Here is a 21399-nt window from a genome sequence, read left to right as displayed (position 1 = left end):
CGTCGCAGCGCCAAATCGAATTTTTGATTGGCAGGCCATGCCCGGCTCGCCTATATGAGGCCTTGCGAACAGGCATTCTTTTGCGGAACAGGCCAGCGGAACGTATATGAATATCCAGGTCACCGAACAGGCGAATGCCATTCCGGCCGAATTGAAGCCGGACCTGTCGATCCGTCTGTGCGGCCCGCGCGGTTTTTGCGCCGGTGTCGACCGGGCGATCCAGATCGTCGTTCTGGCGCTGAAGGCCTATGGCGCCCCGGTCTATGTCCGCCACGAGATCGTCCATAACCGTTACGTGGTCGAAGGCCTGGAAGCCAAGGGCGCCGTCTTCGTCGAGGAACTGAACGAGATCCCGGCAGAGCATCAGAAGCAGCCGGTCGTGTTTTCCGCCCATGGCGTGCCGAAATCGGTGCCCGAGGACGCGCAGTCCCGCAATCTCTTTTATCTCGATGCCACCTGTCCGCTTGTTTCGAAGGTGCACAAGCAGGCCATGCGCCACCAGCGCCTCGGTCGCCATGTGGTCCTGATCGGCCATGCCGGGCATCCGGAAGTGATCGGCACGATGGGCCAGCTGCCGGAAGGCACCGTCTCCCTGATCGAGACGATCGAGGATGCCGATGTCTACGTGCCCGCCGATCCCGACAATCTCGGCTTCGTCACCCAGACGACGCTGTCGGTTGACGATACGGCCGGCGTGATCGCGCGTCTGACCGAACGTTTCCCGAACCTCACGGCCCCGGCGGCCGATTCGATCTGCTACGCCACGACCAACCGCCAGGAAGCCGTGAAACAGGCTGCCCCCGGCTGCGATCTTTTCATCGTCGTCGGCGCGCCGAATTCGTCCAATTCCAAGCGTCTGGTCGAAGTGGCGCTCAGGGCAGGGGCGAAAAAGTCCCTCCTCGTGCAGCGTGCCGCCGAACTGGATTGGGCCGAGATCGGCGATATCCGCACGCTTGGCCTGTCTGCGGGTGCATCGGCGCCGGAAGTCATCGTCGACGAGATCATCGCCGCCTTCAAGGCGCGCTTCAATGCCACGATCGACCTTGCCATCACCACCGAGGAAACCGAAAACTTCCTCGTCAATCGCGAGCTGCGCGAAGTGCCGTTGACCCATGAGGATATGGCCTGGGTGAACGGCTCGCGCGTTTGAGCGATTGGATTTGCCCTTCACCTTAACCCCGCTTCCGGGGAGGGGGGACGTGCTTCGATTGGGTAGAGAGTTTGCGGTTCGCTCCCTTCTCCCCGCAGGCGAGGAGAAGGTGCCGGCAGGCGGATGAGGGGCAGACACAGACGCAAATCCCCATCAGAATGGCGACCGGCAACTCCCCCTGCCATGCCCCCTGTGGCAAAAGACAACAAAATCACCGACAGATGATTCTGTCCCGACAATCCGTGAGAAGCCCGTGGCCGTTTACACCGACATTACCGAAATCGACCTCAAGAACTTTCTGGCCGAATACGATGTCGGCGAACTGACCTCCTACAAGGGCATTGCCGAGGGCGTCGAGAATTCCAATTTCTTGTTGCACACGACCAAGGATCCGCTGATCCTGACGCTCTACGAAAAGCGGGTGGAAAAGTCGGACCTACCGTTCTTCCTCGGCCTGATGCAGCATCTCGCCGATCGCGGCCTCAACTGCCCGCTGCCTTTGCCGCGCCGTGACGGTGCGCTGCTCGGCGAACTCTCAACCCGCCCGGCCGCCCTCATTTCTTTCCTCGAAGGCATGTGGCTGCGCAAGCCCGAGGCCAAACATTGCCGAGAAGTCGGCAAGGCGCTTGCCGCCATGCACCTTGCCGGCGAAGGTTTTGAGATCAAGCGTCCGAATGCCCTCTCGCTCGAAGGCTGGAAAGTGCTTTGGGAAAAGTCGGCCGACCGCGCCGACGAGGTGGAAAAGGGACTGCAGGATGAGATTTCTTCCGAACTTGCCTATCTTGCCGCCCATTGGCCAAAAGACCTGCCGGATGGCGTCATCCATGCCGACCTGTTTCAGGACAATGTCTTCTTCCTCGGCGATGAACTATCCGGCCTGATCGACTTCTATTTCGCCTGCAACGACCTGCTCGCGTATGACGTCTCGATCTGCCTCAATGCCTGGTGCTTCGAGCAGGACGGCGCCTATAACGTCACCAAGGGCATGGCGCTGCTCGAAGGCTATCGCAGTGTTCGCCCGCTCTCGGATGCGGAGCTCGCCGCCCTTCCGGTCCTCTCCCGCGGTTCCGCCCTGCGCTTTTTCCTCACCCGTCTCTACGACTGGCTGACGACGCCGGCCGGCGCGCTGGTGGTCAAGAAGGACCCGCTCGAATATCTCAAAAAGCTGCGCTTCCATCGCGGCATCGCGTCTGTCGCCGAATACGGGCTGTCGGCATGAAACAGGTCGAGATCTTCACCGATGGCGCCTGCTCCGGCAATCCCGGCCCCGGCGGCTGGGGCACCATCCTGCGTTACGGCGAAACGACCAAGGAGCTGAACGGCGGCGAGGCGGAAACGACCAATAACCGCATGGAGCTGATGGCGGCAATCACCGGCCTCAACGCTTTGAAAAGCGCCTGCGAGGTCGATCTTTATACCGACAGCAAATATGTGATGGACGGTATTTCCAAGTGGATTTTTGGCTGGAAGAAGAAGGGCTGGAAGACCGCCGATAACAAGCCGGTCAAGAATGTCGAGCTCTGGCAGCAGCTCGACGCCGCCAACCAGCGCCACAAGGTCAAGTGGCACTGGGTCAAGGGCCATGCCGGCCATCCGGAAAACGAACGCGCCGACGAACTTGCCCGGCTCGGCATGGCGCCGTTCAAGAAGCGGTAGGCTGCGCGCTCAGGATAAGTGCCAAAGGCCAGGCCCTCTCTGGCTTGCCGGCCATCTCTCCCACGAGGGCACATCATAAGAAAAAAGGCCCCTCCCCACCCTCCCCACAAGGGGGAGGGCTTAACCCAGCTGCACCGTCAGTGCTCGATTAGGGAGCGAGCGGTTGCCGCGAGTCTTCTCCCCCCTTGTGGGGGAGATGGCCGGCAGGCCAGAGAGGGACTTTCTTCATAACGAGTTCAAAGCATCCGCCGCCCGTCGGTTGCTCTTCGGCGCCGAACCACTATTGTCGGCGAAAACAGAAAACCAGAAGGGTGGCCCCAATGATCCTCCACATCGTTTTCATCCGCTTCAAGAACGCCCTCCAGCAGGACGAGAAGCAGGCCCTTTACGAAGGTGTCGCCGCGCTGAAAAACGTCACGCCCGGCATTGTCGATGTCAAATACGGCCCGAATGTCTCGTCGGAAGGCCTGAATGGCGGTTTTCTCGATGGCTTTGTCGTGACCTTCGAAAGCCCGGAGGCGCGGGATGCCTATCTCGTCCATCCTGAACATATCGCCGTGGCTGAAAAGCTCGTGGCGGCCGCCGATGGCGGTCTTTCCGGCCTGATCGTTTTCGATATGGCCGCATAAGGCATTTCGCATGGGATGGGGCCGCAGAAAAATTCCGCGGCGCCCGATTTCATCTCAAAGCTTTGCCAGCATCGCATCGGCGGCCGAAACGGTGGCCTGACCGGGGCTTTCCTCGATGTCGAGGGATTTGACCACGCCGTCTTCGACCAGCATCGAATAACGCTTGGAGCGAACGCCGAGGCCGCCGGCCGATAGGTCGGCGTCGAGGCCGAGCGATTTCGTGTAGGAACCGTCCCAGTCTGCTAAGAAGTGGATCTTCCCGAGCCCACCCGTCTGGGTCGCCCAGGCGCCCATCACATGCCAGTCGTTGACGGCGATGACCGCGATGTCGTCGACGCCCTTGGCAAGCAGCGCTTCGCGATTGTCGAGATAACCGGGCAGGTGGTTCAGCGTGCAGGTCGGCGTAAACGCGCCAGGCACGGCAAAAAGCACGACCTTCTTGCCCTTGAACAGCGCGTCGGTGCTGGTTTCGACAGGACCGTCGACAGTCTTTTCCTTGAAGCTGGCGCTCGGCAGCGTGTCACCGATGGCAATGGTCATGGGGCAGGTCCTCTCTTTGAAGATGCAGTCTGTCTGCAGTCGGCGGCAACTATAGTGCCGGACCGGGGCAAGACAAGCTTCGAGGCCCCTTCAAAGGTTCGCTCGTGGAAAAGATCACTCGAAGGAGAGGGAAGTCTCGATCGCCCGGTTGCCGGCGATGGCGAGAATGCCCCAATGCTTGCCCTTGATGTCATATCCCTTCGGCAGCTTGCCGACCGGCATGTCGAGCGTATAGCCCTCGGCGTCGCGCTTGCCCTTGGCCTCGTCGAACAGAACATGGCCCTCCGGCCCGGTGACGATCACCTGCGGCTGGCTTGTGGCGTCATCCGGCAGGCGCAGGGTGAGGCGCAGAACCTTGCCATCCTTGACCATGGCATAACGCAGGATGCGGAAATCATCGGCCGGTTTCTGCGGCAGCTTGGCGGCGGCGGCATTGAGTATCATCGCCTCTTCCACCGGCGTGCCCTTGACCGCCTGCATGGTCAGCGGGAAGTCCGCCTGGAACGGAATGCAGATATTGCGGCAAAGCCCGATAAAGGCGCTGGCGCTGAGGCTGGTCGGCGCATTCGGCACCTTGCCGAAATCCTTCAGCGTCAGCTCGAACGGAAAGGTGACCGGCTCGTCATAACCGATATCGCGCAGATTGCCGGAATCGATGCGCTTCGGCACCGGAAAGGAAACGCTGTCGAGCTGCGTGTCGCCATTCTTCGAAAAGATCAGCTGCGGCGGAATGCCGGTATCGCCCGGTTCTTTCCAGTAGGTGATCCAGCCGGGTTTTGGCTCGATCTGCAATGCCCCGCGCACCTTGCCATCCGGCTCGGGCGGCATGGCGATGATGCGCATGCGCCCGCCCTCATTCGTCGCCCAAGGGGTCATCTCTGCCCGGGCGCCGCTCATGGCCGCTAAAAGGGTGGCCATCAGCGCGCAGCCGAAAAGGATAAACGAATTGGCAATCGGCGATCGCATTCCGGCCTGGCTGCGCATGGGTGTCTTCATCATGGTCAGCGGTTTAACCGATCACTTCTGGCGCGACCAGCCGGATTGCGGCACACGCGGGATCATTTTCCGTTGATTGCGGCGCGATCCTGCCCCATCTTGATCGAAGGACGCAATCTCACCGGTTCCGCCCATGCGATCCCACCGGGTGCCATGGACGAACCCAAGGATGGAGGCACGATGAGTTTTTCGACCCTCAAAACCGAAGGTGAGCGCGGCTTTCTGGATGGTCAGCTGTTGATCGCCATGCCGAGCATGCAGGACAGCAATTTTGCCCGCACCGTCGTTTATATCTGCGCCCACTCCAAGGCCGGCGCCATGGGCTTCATCATCAACCGCTCGCAGGATATCTCCTTTTGCGACGTGCTGGGTCACCTGAAGCTGCTGGATGCCACCGAGATCGGCACGCTGCCGCGCGACCGGCGTGAATTCCCGATCCTCGCCGGCGGCCCGGTCGAGACCGGCCGCGGCTTCGTTCTGCATTCCGACGATTTCTCCAGCGAATCCTCAATCCCCGTCAGCGACGAGATTTCGCTGACGGCAACGCTCGATATCATCCGCGCCATCTGCGACGGCCGAGGCCCGGCCAAGGCCACTATGCTTCTCGGTTATGCCGGCTGGGGCCCGGGCCAGCTGGAAGAGGAAATGTCGAACAATGGCTGGCTCAATTGCCCGGCAAGCGACGACCTGATTTTCGATCGCTCGCTCGACAACAAATATGAACGGGCTCTGGCCTCGCTCGGCGTCTCGCCGGAAATGCTCTCCAGCGAAGCCGGGCACGCCTGATTTTCTCGTCGGAAGAATTTTGTCCCGAATAATTTTCGGAACGAACTCTGACGATGATCGTTCTTCTCCTGCAAAGGCGACAAACAAAAACGCCTCGACATCAAGGAGAAATACGATGGGTAGCACCAGCGACAAGATTGCCGGCAAGGCCAACGAAGTATCCGGCAAGATCAAGCAGGCAGCGGGCGACATGACCGACAACCCGAAGCTGAAGGCCAAGGGCAGCGCCCAGGAAGCCAAGGGCAATGTCCAGCAGGCCAAGGGCAAGGTCAAGGACGCCGCCAAGGACTTTGTCGACCGCATGTAAGACGGTCGGCATGGGCCTCGAAGACGAAAGATCTTCTTGAGGCCACACCTTTTAAACCTGTTTCGGCTCCGGCCGGAGCAGGTTTTCTTATTGTCCTTTCCTCAACGCTTCACGGACCCGTCCATGCGCCTCTACGACTGCGATCACTGCGGCCAGACCATCCATTTCGACAACCGGAACTGCGTCAATTGCGGTTATCGTCTCGCCTTTGTGCCGGACGATCTGTCCATGCATGCGCTGGAGGAAAATCCGGGTGACAGCACCTGGCACCTGTTCGGCGGACACGGACATTCCGTGCGCCTCTGCCAGAACAGCACCATGGACATCTGCAACTGGACCGTCATGGCAGACGATCCAAATCCCTTCTGCCCGGCCTGCCGGCATAACCGGTTGGTGCCGGATGCCTCGACGGAAGAGGGGCTCAACCAGTGGCGCCGCATCAGCCAGGCGCAGCGCCATCTCTTCTATTCCATGCTGCGCTGGAAGCTGCCGCGCACCAACCGCGACGAGGACCCGCAGGGCGGCCTCGTTTTCGATTTCCTCGTCGATGAGATCCAGCCGGATGGCAGCATCAAGCCGGCCATGACCGGCCATGAAAACGGCCTGATCGCCATCCGCGCCGCAGAGGCTGATGACGCGACCCGCGAACAGGTGCGCGTCTCGATGAACGAACCCTATCGTACCATGCTCGGTCATTTCCGCCACGAGACCGGCCATTACATCTGGGACAAGCTGGTCCGCGATGGCGGCAAGCTCGATGCCTTCCGCGCCGTCTTCGGTGACGAGACGGTGGATTACGGCGAGGCGCTGAAGCGCAATTACGAACAGGGTCCGCCGCCGGATTGGCAGCAATTCTACATCTCGACCTATGCCAGCTCCCATCCCTGGGAGGATTTTGCCGAGAGCTTTGCCCACTATCTGCACATCGTCGATACGCTGGAAACGGCACGCTCCTACGGCATGTCGATCGAGCCGCGCCGCCATGAAGAGCTGGCCGCCGAGATCGATTTCAGGCCCTATGATGCGGACAATGCCGAACAGCTCGTCTCGGCCTGGATCCCGTTCAGTGTGGCGCTGAACAGCATCCACCGCTCCATGGGCGTGCCGGATCTCTATCCGTTCATCGTCACGCCCGTGATCACCGGCAAGCTGCAATTCGTCCACGACCTGATCCATGACCACGAACGCATATTGCTGGCTTCGGCAAGAGCATTGCCGACGGACAATATGGTCGCGCAGGTCGCCTAAGCGGGCTTTATGCCCGCTTGGTCAGCGGAAACCGTTCCTTCAACAGCCGCATCACTGCGTCGGCCGCAGCCGGTGGGCCGAAGAGATAGCTCTGGGCGTAATGGCAGCCCATCTTGGCAAGCTCTGCGGCGTCCTCGTCGGTCTGCACGCCCTCTGCGACGACGTCCATTTCCAGCGCCCGCGCCATGGCGATGACGGAGCGCAGCAGGACGGCGCGTTTTTCCGTTGCGTCGCGAACCAGCGACTTGTCGAGCTTGATCGTATCGAACGGGAATTGCGTCAGGTAACCGAGCGACGAATACCCGGTGCCGAAATCGTCGAGCGCCAGGCTTAAGCCCGTTTCCTTGAGCTTGGCGAGCACCAGCCGCGCCTGCTCCGGATTTTCCATCATCAGCGACTCGGTCAGCTCCAGCTTCAGCTGCTGCGGATTGACCTGCGTCCGCTGCAACAGGCCGCGCACGTCATTGTAGAGATCGGCATTCAGCAGCTGCGCACTGGACAGGTTGACCGAGGTGAAGATCGGCAGGTCGCCAAGCTGTGTCTGCCAGCCCGTCAGGTCGGAAACCGCCCGTTCCATCGCGAACATGCCGAGCGGGCCGATCAGGTCGGACATTTCGGCAATCGGGATGAATTCGGAAGGCGGAATCGTGCCGCGCTTGGGATGTTCCCAGCGCATCAGTGCCTCGAAACCGGCAAGCTCGCCATCCTTGAGGCGGATGATCGGCTGGTAAGCGAGGGAGAGTTCCTTGCGTTCGATGGCGCGTCGCAGGTCCGTTTCGATCTGCAGCCGGTCGGTGCCGGAGGAGCGGAAGACCGGGCGGAAGGGCTCGACCTTGTTGCCACCGGTGCGCTTGGCCCGGTACATGGCAAGCTCGGCATCGGCCAGCAGGCCGGCCGCACTTTCCTGCTGGTCCACCCAGGAGGCAAGGCCGATCGAAGCAGTCAGCACGATCTCGCGATTGGCAAAATTGATCGGCACCATGATCGCCTTGGACACCGCATCGGCGAAATCCGCGACCTTGGCCGGATCGCGTTCCGAAACCAGGATCAGGCCGAACTCGTCGCCGGAAAGCCGGGCAAGCGTATCCTGCGGCTTCAGGAGTCGGCGCAGGCGTCGCGTCAGGGCGATCAGGATATTGTCGCCGGCCGAAATGCCGAGACTGTCATTCACCTGCTTGTAGCGGTCGATATCGATCGCCATCACCGTCGGGCGCACGCTGTCGCCGCCCGGCGCCAGCGTCAGCACCGCCTGAAGACGGTCGAGGAAGATCTGGCGGTTCGGCAGGCCGGTCAGGTTGTCGTGCAGCGCATCCTGCAGCAGCCGTTCGATGGAGTTCTTCTGATCGGTCACGTCGATGACCGTGCCGACGCAACGGATGATTTCGCCGTTCGAGCCGAGAACCGGCCGGGCGCGGATCTGCAGCCAGTGGAAATGCCCGTCTTCAGCGCGGATGCGGAATTCGTGGTTCAGCCTTCCGCGGCGATGTTCCAGAAGCACGTCGAGCGTGGCGCGGAACCGGTCGCGATCGTCGGGATGCAGGCGCGGCAGCCAGTTGCGCACCGGCCCATGCATGGCGCCGGGATCGAGGCCGAGGCGTGCGGAAATATCCGGCGTGGTGACGACGCGGTCGCGTGCGACATCCCAGTCCCAGACCGTATCGCCGCTGCCCGTCAGCGCCAGCGACTGGCGCTCGAGATCGGAGAACAGGCCCTGCTGATAGGCACCGCCGGCAAAGGCATGCTGCATGACCGTGAAGCCGATCAGGAGAACGATCAGAACCAGACCGCCGCCAAGCGCTGGCTGGACGATGTCGTTGTCGAGCCGTCCCGTCACCGTCAGCCAGCCGCCGAATTGCCAGACGAGCAGAAGCGCCCATGTCGGCACCAGCAGGATGGCACGGTCATAGCGGTTGAGGCCGAGATAGATGATAAGCAGAATGCCGACCGTGCCCGTCAGCGCGAAGGAAAGCCGTGCGATACCGGAGGCGACGGAAGGGTCGTAGACGGCAACGCCGCCGAGAAGCACCAGGCCCACCACCCAGGCCAGCGTCGCGTAACCGAGATGCACATGCCAGCGATTGAGATTAAGATAGGTGAACAGGAAGATGACGAGCGACGAGGCAAGGGCCACTTCCGCCGCCGCGCGCCAGATGCGTTGGTCAGACGAGGTGATGGTAATCAGTTTGTCGAGGAAACCGAAATCGACGCAGATATAGGCGAGAACCGCCCAGGCCAGCGCCGCTGCCGCCGGCAGCATCGAGGTTCCCTTGACGACGAAGAGGATGGTCAGGAACACCGCGAGCAGGCCGGCAATGCCGAGCACGATGCCGCGATAGAGGGTGAACGAGTTGACCGTGTCCTTGTAGGCATCCGGCTGCCAGAGATAGATCTGCGGCAGGGAAGGGGTCGCAAGCTCGGCGACGAAGGTGATCGTCGCACCTGGATTGAGCGTGATGCGGAAAACGTCCGCATCGGGGCTCGCCACGCGGTCGAGCGCAAAACCTTCGGACGGCGTGATCGAGATGATGCGCTGCGAGCCGAGATCCGGCCAGAACACCTTGGAATTGACGAGGCGGAAATGCGGCGCGACGATGACGCGCTCCAGCTGCTCTTCCGAAACGTTGGCGAGCGCAAATACCGCCCAGTCGCCCTGGTGCTCGGGCGAGCTGGCGCGCACTTCGATGCGTCGGCGGATGCCGTCGGCACCGGCCGCGGTCGAAACCTGAAAGGCTTCGCCCTGATTGGTATAGATGTCGGTCGTGCGGGTGAGATCGAGTGCCGTATCGTCACGGGAAATCTTGACCGGCTCGGCAGCCCGCGCGGCGGAAGCGCCGAACACAAGGGCCATCGAAACCAGGGCGAAAAGCACGGAGAGCAGGGCCGGAACCTGCGATAAGCGCATGCCGCGGATGTTCATCGCTGCAGCATCTTCGCGAATTCACCATCTTCCGGAAGCCGGGAGAACATCAGGTGGTCGCGCCACTCGCCGTTGATCTTCAGATATTTACGCAACAGACCTTCCCGCTCGAAGCCGGCTTTTTCGAGGAGCCGGATACTTTTCCAATTGTCCGGAATACAAGCTGCCTCGATCCGGTGCAACTGAAGTCCACCATAGATGTAAGGGATTGCCATCTGCAATGCGGCCAACATATGGCCTTGGCCGGAATGTTGTTCGCCCATCCAGTATCCGATCATGCAGCTCTGGGCGGCCCCGCGACGGATATAACCGATGGTCAGCCCGCCCAGAAGCGCCATGTCGTCGCGCCGGAAAAGCAGGAGCGGCACGGCAAGTCCCGATGCATATTCCTGCGCCGCACGGAACACGCGGGCGCGAAATGCAGATTCCGTCAGCTCGTCCGATCGCCAGATCGGCTCCCATGGCTGCAGAAAGGCGCGGCTGTCGGAGCGCAGCCTCAGCCATTTCTTGTAATCGGAATTCTGCGGCAGCCGCAGAACATGGGTTTCGCTCACAAGCTCCGGCGTGTCCGGCTGTCGGGACAGAAACCGAAACACGGACTTTCCCATTCTGCTACTGCTCCGGACGGTGCAGCCGGATCGGGTTTGAAAAACCTAGCCGGCCGCCTTCTTGGTTGCGAAACCGGGCGAGGCGAGCGCCGCGGCGATATCGGCCACCGGTGCGAGCTTTTCGATCGGGCCGACGGCGGACAATGTCGGAACTGTATCGAAAAACAGCCGTCCGGCAAGATCGGTCAGGCGCTGCGTCGTTATGCCCTCCAACCGTTCCATCATCTCCTCATTGGGGATGGGGCGACCGTAAAGCATCATCTGGCGGGCGATCTGGCCGGCACGGGCGGCCGGGCTTTCCTGGCCCATCAGCAGCTGGGCGCGGATCTGGGCGCGGGCACGGTCGATTTCCACCTGCTCGATGTTTTCCGAAGCCTTGCGCAGCTCGTCGAGAACGACCGGAACGAGGTTCGGCAATTCGTCGCCATTGGTCGCGGCGTGAATGCCGAAAATGCCGGTATCGGAAAAACCCCAATGGAAGGCATAGACCGAATAGCAGAGGCCACGACGCTCGCGCACTTCCTGGAACAGGCGCGAGGACATGCCGCCGCCAAGAATGTTGGCGAGAATCTGCGAACAGTAGAAGTCGCGCATGTGATAGGCCTTGCCCTCGAAGCCGATCAACAGCTGGGCATCCATCAGGTCACGGTCTTCGCGGGTATCGCCGCCGATGTAACGGGCCGGCTCCAGCACCGGCTGGATGGTCGAAAACTGCGGCAGGCTGGCGAAACGCTCTTTCACCTGCTTGCAGAAGGTCTGGTGATCGACGGCGCCGGCGGCAACGACGAACATCCGGTCGGTCGTGTAATTGCGCGAGAGATAGGCGCGGATCTGCGGCGGCGTGAAACCCTTGACGGTATCAGGCGTACCGAGGATCGCCCGGCCGATCGTCTGGCCGCGATAGGCGGCTTCGGAAAAACGGTCGAACACGACATCGTCCGGCGTGTCGTTGGCGGCGCCGATTTCCTGCAGGATGACGTGTTTTTCGCGCCGCAGCTCTTCTTCGTCGAAGGCGGATTCGGTCAGGATATCGGCAAGGATATCGACCGCCAGCGGCACGTGGTCCTTGAGGACGCGGGCGTAATAGGAGGTGGTTTCCGTGGACGTGGCGGCGTTGAGTTCGCCACCCACATCCTCGATCTCCTCGGCGATGTCGCGAGCGCTGCGGCGCTCGGTGCCCTTGAAGGCCATATGCTCGAGAAGATGGGCGATCCCATGCTCTTCTTCGGTCTCGTTGCGGGCGCCGGACTTGATCCAGACGCCGAGCGCAACGCTTTCGAGATGAGGCATGTTTTCGGTGACGACTGTCAGGCCGGAAGACAGCCGGGTAATTTCTACATTCATACTCATGTCTTTCCGGCGCCCCGTCACTTGGCCTGTCACTTGGTCCTTGTATGCTCGCCGATGAATTTCTCGACGGCCTTCAGGTCCGGATCAAGGATATCGAAGCGCTCCTCCCTATGCATAAGATCGGCTAGCCATGATGGGAGTGCCGGATCAATTCCGCAAGCGGATTTTACGGCGGCCGGGAATTTGGCCGGATGCGCGGTCGCAAGCGTCACCATCGGGCTCAGGGGACGGGCATTTTTCTTCGCAACGAAGACGCCGGTCGCCGTATGCGGGTCGAGCAGATAGCCGGTCTCGGCCAGCGTCTCGCGGATCGTTGTGGCAACCTGCTTTTCGGTGGCGCGGCCGGCACGGAATTCGCGCTTGATGGCCTTCAGCACTTCCGGCTGGATTTCGAAGGCGCCGGACTGCTTCAGGCCGGACATGGCAGAGCGGATCGCGCCCGAATCGCGGCCATAGGCCTCGAACAGCAGCCGCTCGAAATTCGACGAGATCTGGATGTCCATCGAAGGCGAGGTGGTGGCCTTGACGCCCTTCATCTCGTAGCGGCCGGTCTTCAGCGTGCGGGCGAGAATGTCGTTGTCATTGGTGGCGATCACCAGCCGGTCGATCGGCAGGCCCATCTTCTTGGCGACATAACCGGCAAAGATATCGCCGAAATTGCCGGTCGGCACCGTGAACGAGATTTTGCGATCCGGACCGCCGAGAGAGAGCGAAGCGGTGAAGTAATAGACGACCTGGGCCATGATGCGCGCCCAGTTGATCGAATTGACGCCCGAAAGCTTGACCCGGTCGCGGAAGGCAACGTCGTTGAACATCTCCTTCACGAGATCCTGGCAATCGTCGAAATTGCCGTTGAGAGCAATCGCGTGGACATTGGACGCCGTCGAGGTTGTCATCTGGCGCTGCTGCACCGGAGAAACCTTGCCATGCGGGAAGAAGATGAAGATGTCGGTGCGCTCGCGGCCGGCAAAGGCGTCGATCGCAGCACCGCCCGTGTCGCCCGAGGTCGCGCCGACGATGGTCGCCCGTTCGCCGCGCTCGGCCAGAACGTAATCCATCAGCCGAGCAAGCAGCTGCATCGCCACATCCTTGAAGGCGAGCGTCGTGCCATGGAAGAGTTCGAGCACGAAGTCGTTCGGCCCGGTCTGCACCAGCGGCACCACGGCCGGGTGGCGGAACGTGCCATAGGCTTCGTTGATCATCGCCTTGAGTTTGTCGTCCGGAATTTCGCCGTCGACGAAGTGCTTGAGGATCTCGAAAGCGACTTCCGCATAGCTCTTGCCGCGCAGGGCCTTGATGTCGCGTTTCGTCAGGCTCGGCCATTCGCGCGGAACATAAAGACCGCCGTCACGGGCAAGGCCCGCAAGCAAGGCGTCACGAAAGCCGAGAGCGGGGGCGTCGCCCCGCGTAGAAATGTATTCCACGATCGATAATCCCCAATCGATTTTTGTTCGCGCCGCTGATATAGACCATCGAAATCGATGGTGAAAGGCTGGAATACGGCGCTATCGTTCGCCGCCAGACTGGCATGCCGAAAGGGATGAAAAAGGTTGAGTACGGTGTTTGGTAAGAATTCGCGTCGTTTGCTGACGGCATCGCGCCTCGTGGCCCTTGCCGGTTTGGTTGCCGGCTCTGTTGCCGGCTGCAGCACATCGTCTCCCACCGAGGGCATGACGACCCCTGCGGCATCCGCGACCGGAATGGCGCCCGCAGCGCAGGCAACGCCGGTCGTGCAGGCCTATTGCCCGCAGGTGGTGATGCTTGAGCAGACGGCCATCCATCGCGTTTACGCCAAGGGCGGCCAGGACAATCCCGACAAGCTGCTCTACCAGGCCTCGCTCGCCGATGCGACGCGCCAGTGCTCGGCCAATGAAACGACGATGACGATCAATGTCGTCGTCCAGGGCCGCCTCGTCGATGGCCCCGGTGGCGCACCCGGCAAGGTGACACTGCCGATGCTGGTCGAAGTCGTCGATGGCGATAATGTGATATATTCGCAGAAGGTCGCCTATCCGGTCGATCTTCCGGCCGGCGGCACCCAGTTCATCTTCCAGAAGCCGGATGTTCAGATCCCGAACGGCCAGGGCGGCGCCTCGCGCTTCACCCGTGTTCGCGTCGGTTTCGACCAGGGCCCGGTCAAGAAGCCGGCCAAGCGCGGCTAAGACAGCCAGGCAGAATATTGCTTGCGGGAATGCCCGGCGGACGGGGCCTGAAAACGGCTTCGTTCGCAGTGGAAAGGTTGTTTTCCTGCCTGATTTAAGGCTTGGTTAACCATAGTTCCTTACTTTATATTAGCAAGTGGTTAAGGGCTTCCCGCCTGCGCCGCTTCTGGCATGGGGTTGGGAATGGTTGCTGCGGCAATCCGGGCAGATGAAGCAGGCATATCCGTTGCGGGAGGAAAACGTCCGCGCGGCAGTGCCGTTATGCGCCGCCTGCGCCTCTGCTCCGCTCTCGTCACGCTTGCAGCCCTGGTCCCCGGCATTGCCGCGGCGCAATCCGCCTGGACCGGCGCTTCCGACAATGATTTTTCCAACGGCGCCAACTGGAGCACCGCCCCGACAGCTCCCGGTGTTGGCGACGATGCAACGATCGCGTCAGGTGCGCCGACGGTCGGCAGCAATGCCGCCGTCCAGACGCTCGGCGTTTCCGGCGGTGTCCTGCATGTCGATGCCGATCTCGGCGTTTCGGGTGGCACGACGCTTTCCGATCCGGGACGAATCGATATTTCGACCACCGGCCGGCTTTCCTCCGATGTCACGATGTCCGGCGGCTCGCTCGGCAATTCCGGCACGCTCGACGGCGATCTCACTGCATCCGGCGGCACGGTCGTCAATGACGGGCTGATCAGCGGCGAGACATTGGTCAATGGCGCGGCGCTGACCAATAACGGCTCCCTGCGTGACCTGATCATCGCCACCGGCAGCGCCGTCACCAACAATGGCAGCGGATCCGTCTCGGGCGCAACGACGATCACCGACGGCACGCTGAGCAATAACGGCAATCTCGGCTCCGTGGATGTCGGCACGTCCGGCCTTTTGACCAACAATTCCACAGGTCGCGCCGGGGCCGTCAGCAATGCCGGCACTACCTCGAATGCCGGCACGATTTCGTCGCTGACCAATACGGCCGGTTCTTTCTCCAACAATTCCGGCGGAAAGATCACCGGCAACACGGTGATTTCCGGCGGCACCGTCACCAACAATTTTGTCGTGACGGATGTGGACGTGGCGGCCGCCGCCAACTTCGTCAACAATTCGGGTGCCACGGCAGGCAATGTCACCAATGCCGGTACGACATCCAATGCCGGCACGATCGCCTCGCTCACCAATACGGGCGGAACGTTTTCCAACAATTCCGGTGGCACGATTACCGGCAGGACGGTTATTTCCGGAGGCACGGTCACCAACAATTTCGTGGTGACGGATGTGGATGTCGCGGCAGCGGCGGAATTCATCAACAACAGCGATGCGACGGCCGGCAACGTCACCAATGCCGGCACCGCCTCGAATGCCGGCACGGTCGCCTCGCTCACCAATACCGGCGGCACCTTTTCCAATACCGGCACGATCAGCGGCTATACGCGTGTTTCGGACGGCAAGGTGATCAACAATTTCGTGGTGACCGACGTCGACGTTGCCGCGACTGCCGAATTCGTCAACAATAGCGGCGCGACGGCCGGCGACATTACCAATGCCGGAACCTCTTCCAATGCCGGCACTGTGGCGTCCCTGACCAATACGGGCGGCACGTTTGCGAATGATGGCACGATCACCGGTTCGACGGTGATTTCCGGCGGCACGGTGACGAACAATTTTGTCGTGACCGACGTGGATGTCGCGGCCGCCGCGAGTTTCGTCAACAATAGCGATGCGACAGCCGGCAATGTCACCAATGCCGGTATCAGCTCGAATGCCGGCACGATCGCCTCCCTCACCAATACGGGCGGCACTTTCACCAACAATTCCGGCGGCACGATTACCGGCAAGACGACCGTGACCGGCGGTACCGTGACCAACAATTTCGTCGTCACCGATGTCGATGTCGCGGCGGCTGCCAGTTTCGTCAACAATGCGACGGGTGTCGCCGGCAATGTCACCAATGCCGGCACCTCGTCCAACGATGGCGTTATCGCATCGCTGACCAACACGGGTGGCACCTTTGCCAATACCGGCACGATCACCGGGGCCGCTACTGTTGTCGGCGGTACGCTGGTCAATGACGGCGCGGTATCGGGTGCGATCGATATCGGCAAGGACGGAACCTTGTCCGGCAGCGGCGCGGTCGGCGGCCTGACGGTTGCCTCGGGCGGCACGCTTTCTCCCGGTCCCGGTATTGCGACGACCACCGTCAATGGCGATGTCACCTTCGAAAAGGGCTCGCGTTTCGAGGTCGAGACGAATGCAACCGGAAAATCCGATCGCCTCGTCGCGACCGGCTCGGTCACGATCGAAGGCGGCACCGTGCAGGTCCTGGCCGGCAGCGGTACCTATTCGCTGGCAAGCCAGTATACGATCCTGACGGCAGACAGTGTTACCGGCACGTTCGACGAGGTCACCACCGATCTCGCTTTCCTGACGCCGACCTTGAGCTATGCGACCGATGCCGTGACGCTCGGCCTCTACCGCAATGATGTCGCCTTCGCCGATGTCGCGACGACGGCGAACGGCCGCGCCACGGCCAATGCGGTCGAATCGCTCGGCGCGAAAAACACAGTCTATCTCGGCGTGCTGCCGCTCGATGCCGCCGATGCCCGTGATGCCTTTTCGCAGCTTGGCGGCGAGATCCATGCATCCTTGAAGACCGCACTCCTTTCCGACAGCCGCTTTGTCCGCGATGCCATTCTCGACCGGGTCAATGGCGAAATCCCCGTGAGGCCGACCGAAGATGGTGCCGCCGGCGTCTGGATGACCGGCATCGCCGCCAGAAGCCGGATCGGCAGCGACGGCAATGCCGCGGGCATCGATACAAGCGCCGCCGGCCTTCTGGCCGGTATCGACGGCGAGCTCTCCGATCACTGGCGGCTCGGCGGTGTTTTCGGCTACGACCATGGTTCCACCGGCCGCGATGCAGACTGGGACAGTTATCAGGCCGCGATTTATGCTGCCGGCGAATGGGGCGGATTTTCTCTGGTGGGCGGTGCTGCCTATTCGAAGAACGAGATTTCCACCCGCCGCCATATCGCCTTCGGCACCTTCACCGATGATCTTGAAGCGGATTACGACAGCGCCACCCGCCAAGTCTTTGCCGATCTCTCCTGGCGCAACAGGCTCGGCCCGGTCACCGTCCAGCCCTTCGTGAACCTCGCTTACGTCAATCTCGATACCGACGGTTTTCGCGAGAAGGGCGGGGCCGCCGCATTGTCCGGCTCAAGCGGCAATGACGACATCACGCTCGCCACATTGGGGATGCGCTGGTCCGCAGACCTTCTGGCCGACGACACGCCCATCACCCTTGCCGGCATGCTCGGTTGGCGCCGCGCCATCGGCGACCTGACGCCTTCGACCCGTCTCTCCTTCTCCTCCGGCAGCCCCTTCGTTCTCGAAGGCGTCGCCACCCCACGCGACGCCCTCGTCGTCGAAGCCTCCGTCACCGCGCAAGTGACCAAGACGACACGGCTGAAGCTCGGTTACAGCGGCGAGTTCGCCCATTCGCTGACGACGCATGCGGCAAGAGCGAGCCTGATCGTGGATTTCTGAGGGGCGGCTGGCTAAGCTCGCCCAAGGCCGGATTTCGCCAGCAACGTCTTCTTGTTGCTCTTGATGTGTATCGTTTCTGCTATACATAGTTTTGAGTAAAAGTGGGAGGAAACGCTTTGGCAATTCACATCAACGCTTACGATCCGGATAGCAACGGTATCAGCATCTACTTTGACCAGTATCTCACGCACAAATTTGATTCGTTCGATAACGTCGCCGGAACATTTTCCACCGACGCTGGTGTGACCGAATATGCCTTTATCGGTGCTGATGGTGGCGGGATCGTTTTTCATTCCTCGACAGGCTGGACCGTCGATTCCACAACCGGCGACGTCATCGGAACGCTCGACAGCATATCGTTTGGTCAGCAGACTTCGACCGCGCTTGATGGCACATTCATCCAGACGGCGGAAATGACCATGTCTGGCTTGGATGTTTCATCAACCGATCTCCAGAAGATATTCGACGAAGCCTCGGGTGGATCCTTCTACAATCTCTATCAGGCAATGCGGCCTGACGATTTTGTCGTCTTCGGAAGTTCCAGCAAAGACAGTCTTGTGGGCGGCGATGGCCACGACATCATTCACGGTGGTGCCGGTGATGATCGAATCTATGGTCGCGGCAATTTTGGCGTGGGCGATCGTCTGGTTGGCGGCGATGGCAATGACAAGATCATCGGTGGCCGCGGTGCGGATGTGATTTATGGCGGCAATGGTGACGATGTCATCTCATCCAAAGGCGGCCAGGACATCGTCAGGGGCGGTGCCGGAAACGACATCATCGATGGCGGTGGCAACCTCGACAAGCTCTACGGCGATAGCGGCGACGATACAATTTACGGAGGCCGCTACGAGGATCGGCTGTATGGCGGCACGGGTAACGACACGCTTTATGGTGGCTCCAGCCCGGACACGTTCGTGTTCGAAAAGGATGCCGGGAATGACATCATTGCCGACTTCAAGCCAGGCAAGGCCGGTAAGGATGTCATCCTTTTCCATGACGTTGATCTGAAGTCATTTGCCGACGTGCTCGACCATGCAGCTGATACGGCCGGCGGCCTGCTGATCACCTATGATGAAGGGACGCTTCTTCTTGAGAACGTCAAGTTAGCGCAACTCGACAAACACGACTTCTTGTTCAGCTGATTTGGCTTCTTAAGCTGGCGGCTTCGATACGGCCGCCATCGGAAGTCTTTATCCCTCTTGGGGTTTTGCAAATGGGGACTGCCCACAAGGCGGTCCCTTAGCAATCGTCTAGTGACTTCGAAAAGCTCAGATCGCCCCGGCCCAGTCGCTGAGCGCCGCCACCACGCCCGGCAGGTCCACCATGCGGGAGATCACCGTTTCGGCGCCGGCATCGGTCAGCTTGTCGGCATGGCTCGGATAGGTATGCGAGGCGCCGGTAAAGCCGACGACGCGCATGCCGGCCGCGCGGGCGCCATGGATGCCATGGGTCGAATCCTCGATCACGAGGCAGCGTTCCGGCGCCACGCCGAACTGTTCGGCGGCATGCAGAAAGATGTCCGGCTTCGGCTTCACCCGGTCGGGGCCGAGATCCTTGGCCGAATAGACATGCGGCGCGAAGAAGGGCTTCAGGCCGACCTTGGTCAGCATCATGTCCAGCCGCTTGGACGAGGAATTGGAGCAGATGCAGCGTTGGGTCGTCAGCCGCGCCAGCGCAAACTTGACGCCTTCGATGATCTTCACATCCCGTTCCAGCCGCTGGTCGAGCAGCTTTTCCGACTTGTCGAGCAGGGAAGCGGAGAGCGGAATATCCGCTTCCTTTTCCACACGAAGCAGAATGTCCTTCCAGGTGAGGCCGGCGAAACGTTCGCCCATTTCCTCGACGCTGATCGGGTAACCGGCTTCCGTCAGAAGTCGAGATTCGACCTGGGCCGCGATGATTTCGGAATCGACGAGCACGCCGTCGCAATCGAAGATGATGAGGTCGAAACCGCTCATGGGAAAGCACTCTTGATAACTGCGGGTGAGGGCCATCTACACGAGCGAGATGACCGAAACAATGCAAGGTGGCCTTAGTCTACTGGAAAAAGGGCCAGAAAACGGCGTTCGCCCTCCGGCGTGAAGGCGACAACGCGGCTGTCCTCGCTGCGCCTTGCCCAGCCTTTTTCGAAGACATGCGACAGAAGCGCCTTGCCCAGCGTGCCGGCCAGATGCGAACGGCGCTCGCTCCAGTCGAGACAGGATTTGCAGAAGGGCCGGCGGCCGGAAGAAAGGCCCGAGACATCGATCCCGAGCGCCGCCACATGCTCATGGCCCGCCGGCGTCATCGTCAAATTCTCGCCATCCGTCTCGATCGCGCCGCGGCAGACAAAACTGTCCAGCATCCGCACGCCGTAATCGCCGGCCAGATGGTCGTAACAGACGCGCGCCTTGCGCAAGGCCGGATCCTTCGGGCCGGGCTTGTGGCGCAGATGGCCGCGGCTTGCGGCAAACCCCATAATGCTTTCGAGCAGCGTGCCGGCCGAGGCGTCGGCCAGCGCAAAATAGCGGTGCCGCCCCTGCTTGCGCTGGGCAATCAGCCCGCCATCTTCGAGTTTTGAAAGATGGGCGCTCGCCGTTTGCAGCGTCACGCCCGCCGCCTGCGACAGCTCGGTCGCCGTCAGCGCCTTGCCGGCCATCAGCGCGGTCAGCATGTTGGCGCGGGCGGGATCACCGATCAGCGTGCCGATACGGGCAATGTCCGGACCTTCCTTCATATGCCGCACTCCTTCAAACTGTGCCATCCATAGTTCGATCGTAACCGAAGCATATCCGTCGCACAACATGGCAAAACGCTTTCACCGAAGTCAGGAAAGCTAAAGGAAACGCCATGATCACCTGTTTCATCCGTTACGAGATCGACCCGTTCAAAAAGGAGATATTTGCCGAATACGCCCACACCTGGGGCCAGGCCATTCCCCGCAACGGCGCCGACCTGATCGGTTATTTTGGCCCGCACGAGGGCTCTGCGACGACGGCCTACGGGGTCTACAATATCGAAAACCTCGCAGCCTATGAGGCCTATCGTGAAAGGCTGAGCCTCGATCCGCTCGGCCGCGAAAATTACGAGTTCGCGAAGCGCGAAAAATTCATCCTGAAGGAAGACCGCATCTTTTTGAAAAACATGTCTCTGCCCCACGCCGCGCTGGTGCTGCCATGATTGCCGTCATCTTCGAAGTCGTGCCCTATCTGGGCGAGCGCCACCGGTATCTCGATCTCGCCGGCGACCTGCGCGGAGAACTGGAAAAGATCGACGGCTTCATCTCGATCGAACGGTTCGAAAGCCTCACCCTGCGCGGAAAACTCCTGTCGCTCTCCTTCTGGCGTGACGAGGAGGCGGTCAAGGCCTGGCGCAATGTCGAGGCGCATCGCGCTGCCCAGCTCGCCGGCCGCAACGGCATTTTCGCCGATTACCGGCTGCGCATCAGCCATGTCCTGCGCGATTACGGCATGTTCGAACGCGACGAGGCACCGAAGGACAGCCGGGAGGTTCATGTCGCCTGATCGGCACCGG

General features: G+C 61.1%; 20 protein-coding genes and 1 pseudogene. 13 read left to right on the top strand and 8 right to left on the bottom strand.

Annotation, left to right across the window (positions count from 1 at the left end; all coding sequences use genetic code 11):
• Positions 1 to 106: 106 nt before the first annotated feature.
• The 4 genes from ispH (at position 107) to FHW37_RS09950 (ending at position 3435) form a co-directional block, all read left to right on the top strand.
• On the top strand, positions 107 to 1150 hold the full coding sequence (gene ispH, locus FHW37_RS09965) for a 4-hydroxy-3-methylbut-2-enyl diphosphate reductase (protein WP_145635544.1): 1044 nt from the start codon (positions 107 to 109) through the stop codon (positions 1148 to 1150).
• A gap of 253 nt (positions 1151 to 1403) precedes the next feature.
• A complete protein-coding gene (locus tag FHW37_RS09960) occupies positions 1404 to 2369 on the top strand; it encodes a homoserine kinase (RefSeq protein ID WP_145635542.1) in 966 nt (321 codons plus the stop codon).
• On the top strand, positions 2366 to 2806 hold the full coding sequence (rnhA, locus tag FHW37_RS09955; protein ID WP_145635540.1) for a ribonuclease HI: 441 nt from the start codon (positions 2366 to 2368) through the stop codon (positions 2804 to 2806). Before FHW37_RS09960 ends, rnhA begins: the two co-directional genes overlap by 4 nt.
• Positions 2807 to 3126: 320 nt before the next feature.
• Positions 3127 to 3435, top strand: a complete 309-nt coding sequence (locus tag FHW37_RS09950; protein ID WP_145635539.1) for a Dabb family protein — start codon at positions 3127 to 3129, stop codon at positions 3433 to 3435.
• 54 nt (positions 3436 to 3489) lie between these two features.
• Here FHW37_RS09950 and FHW37_RS09945 read toward each other — a convergent pair whose 3' ends face one another.
• Both FHW37_RS09945 and FHW37_RS09940 read right to left on the bottom strand, forming a co-directional pair.
• Entirely contained in the window at positions 3490 to 3975 is a 486-nt protein-coding gene (locus FHW37_RS09945; protein WP_145635536.1) for a peroxiredoxin, read from the bottom strand.
• A gap of 114 nt (positions 3976 to 4089) precedes the next feature.
• Complete coding sequence (locus FHW37_RS09940; RefSeq protein WP_246690719.1) at positions 4090 to 4818, bottom strand: protein-disulfide reductase DsbD domain-containing protein; 729 nt, start codon at positions 4816 to 4818, stop codon at positions 4090 to 4092.
• Between FHW37_RS09940 and FHW37_RS33520 the strand changes: the two genes are divergently transcribed.
• The 4 genes from FHW37_RS33520 to FHW37_RS09925 all read left to right on the top strand — a co-directional run bounded on the left by FHW37_RS33520 (position 4802) and on the right by FHW37_RS09925 (position 7312).
• Positions 4802 to 5047, top strand: a complete 246-nt coding sequence (locus tag FHW37_RS33520) for a hypothetical protein (protein WP_186458222.1) — start codon at positions 4802 to 4804, stop codon at positions 5045 to 5047. The genes FHW37_RS09940 and FHW37_RS33520 overlap by 17 nt on opposite strands.
• Before the next feature lie 104 nt (positions 5048 to 5151).
• Positions 5152 to 5757: a YqgE/AlgH family protein gene (locus FHW37_RS09935; protein ID WP_145635532.1), complete on the top strand. Its 606-nt coding sequence runs from the start codon at positions 5152 to 5154 to the stop codon at positions 5755 to 5757.
• A 115-nt stretch (positions 5758 to 5872) separates the two neighbouring features.
• Positions 5873 to 6064, top strand: coding sequence for a CsbD family protein (locus FHW37_RS09930; RefSeq protein ID WP_145635530.1), 192 nt, complete (start codon positions 5873 to 5875; stop codon positions 6062 to 6064).
• A 123-nt stretch (positions 6065 to 6187) separates the two neighbouring features.
• Complete coding sequence (locus FHW37_RS09925) at positions 6188 to 7312, top strand: zinc-binding metallopeptidase family protein (protein WP_145635529.1); 1125 nt, start codon at positions 6188 to 6190, stop codon at positions 7310 to 7312.
• A 7-nt stretch (positions 7313 to 7319) separates the two neighbouring features.
• Here FHW37_RS09925 and FHW37_RS09920 read toward each other — a convergent pair.
• The 4 genes and pseudogenes from FHW37_RS09920 to thrC form a co-directional block, all read right to left on the bottom strand.
• Positions 7320 to 10133, bottom strand: a pseudogene (locus FHW37_RS09920) (EAL domain-containing protein); the annotation flags it as partial.
• A 92-nt stretch (positions 10134 to 10225) separates the two neighbouring features.
• Positions 10226 to 10837, bottom strand: coding sequence for a GNAT family N-acetyltransferase (locus FHW37_RS09915; protein WP_145635525.1), 612 nt, complete (start codon positions 10835 to 10837; stop codon positions 10226 to 10228).
• A 45-nt stretch (positions 10838 to 10882) separates the two neighbouring features.
• Positions 10883 to 12181, bottom strand: coding sequence for a M16 family metallopeptidase (locus FHW37_RS09910; protein ID WP_145636061.1), 1299 nt, complete (start codon positions 12179 to 12181; stop codon positions 10883 to 10885).
• A gap of 35 nt (positions 12182 to 12216) precedes the next feature.
• Positions 12217 to 13611: a threonine synthase gene (gene thrC / locus FHW37_RS09905; RefSeq protein ID WP_145635522.1), complete on the bottom strand. Its 1395-nt coding sequence runs from the start codon at positions 13609 to 13611 to the stop codon at positions 12217 to 12219.
• A 135-nt stretch (positions 13612 to 13746) separates the two neighbouring features.
• On the opposite strand from thrC, the gene FHW37_RS09900 reads away from it, so the two are divergent.
• The 3 genes from FHW37_RS09900 (at position 13747) to FHW37_RS09890 (ending at position 19028) form a co-directional block, all read left to right on the top strand.
• Positions 13747 to 14349: a PilZ domain-containing protein gene (locus FHW37_RS09900; RefSeq protein ID WP_186458204.1), complete on the top strand. Its 603-nt coding sequence runs from the start codon at positions 13747 to 13749 to the stop codon at positions 14347 to 14349.
• Positions 14350 to 14532: 183 nt separating this feature from the next.
• Positions 14533 to 17883 (top strand): autotransporter domain-containing protein, encoded by a 3351-nt coding sequence (locus FHW37_RS09895; protein WP_145635520.1) that lies wholly within the window; start codon positions 14533 to 14535, stop codon positions 17881 to 17883.
• 116 nt (positions 17884 to 17999) lie between these two features.
• Positions 18000 to 19028, top strand: coding sequence for a calcium-binding protein (locus tag FHW37_RS09890; protein ID WP_145635518.1), 1029 nt, complete (start codon positions 18000 to 18002; stop codon positions 19026 to 19028).
• A gap of 126 nt (positions 19029 to 19154) precedes the next feature.
• Here FHW37_RS09890 and FHW37_RS09885 read toward each other — a convergent pair whose 3' ends face one another.
• Together FHW37_RS09885 and FHW37_RS09880 are read right to left on the bottom strand one after the other, a co-directional pair.
• A complete protein-coding gene (locus tag FHW37_RS09885; RefSeq protein WP_145635516.1) occupies positions 19155 to 19844 on the bottom strand; it encodes an HAD family hydrolase in 690 nt (229 codons plus the stop codon).
• Positions 19845 to 19918: 74 nt separating this feature from the next.
• The gene (locus FHW37_RS09880; RefSeq protein WP_145635514.1) at positions 19919 to 20602 is read right to left on the bottom strand and encodes an ArsR/SmtB family transcription factor; all 684 of its coding nucleotides are present in this window, start codon (positions 20600 to 20602) and stop codon (positions 19919 to 19921) included.
• Between the two features lie 113 nt (positions 20603 to 20715).
• Between FHW37_RS09880 and FHW37_RS09875 the strand changes: the two genes are divergently transcribed.
• Positions 20716 to 21045, top strand: a complete 330-nt coding sequence (locus FHW37_RS09875; protein ID WP_145635512.1) for an NIPSNAP family protein — start codon at positions 20716 to 20718, stop codon at positions 21043 to 21045.
• A complete protein-coding gene (locus FHW37_RS09870; RefSeq protein ID WP_145635510.1) occupies positions 21042 to 21389 on the top strand; it encodes an antibiotic biosynthesis monooxygenase family protein in 348 nt (115 codons plus the stop codon). The genes FHW37_RS09875 and FHW37_RS09870 overlap by 4 nt, the downstream gene beginning before the upstream one ends.
• Positions 21390 to 21399: the final 10 nt, after the last annotated feature.

The organism is Neorhizobium alkalisoli, assembly GCF_007829835.1.
Lineage (GTDB): Bacteria > Pseudomonadota > Alphaproteobacteria > Rhizobiales > Rhizobiaceae > Neorhizobium.
Note: the sequence above shows the minus strand (reverse complement) of the source record. Positions and strands in the feature narration are given on the sequence as shown.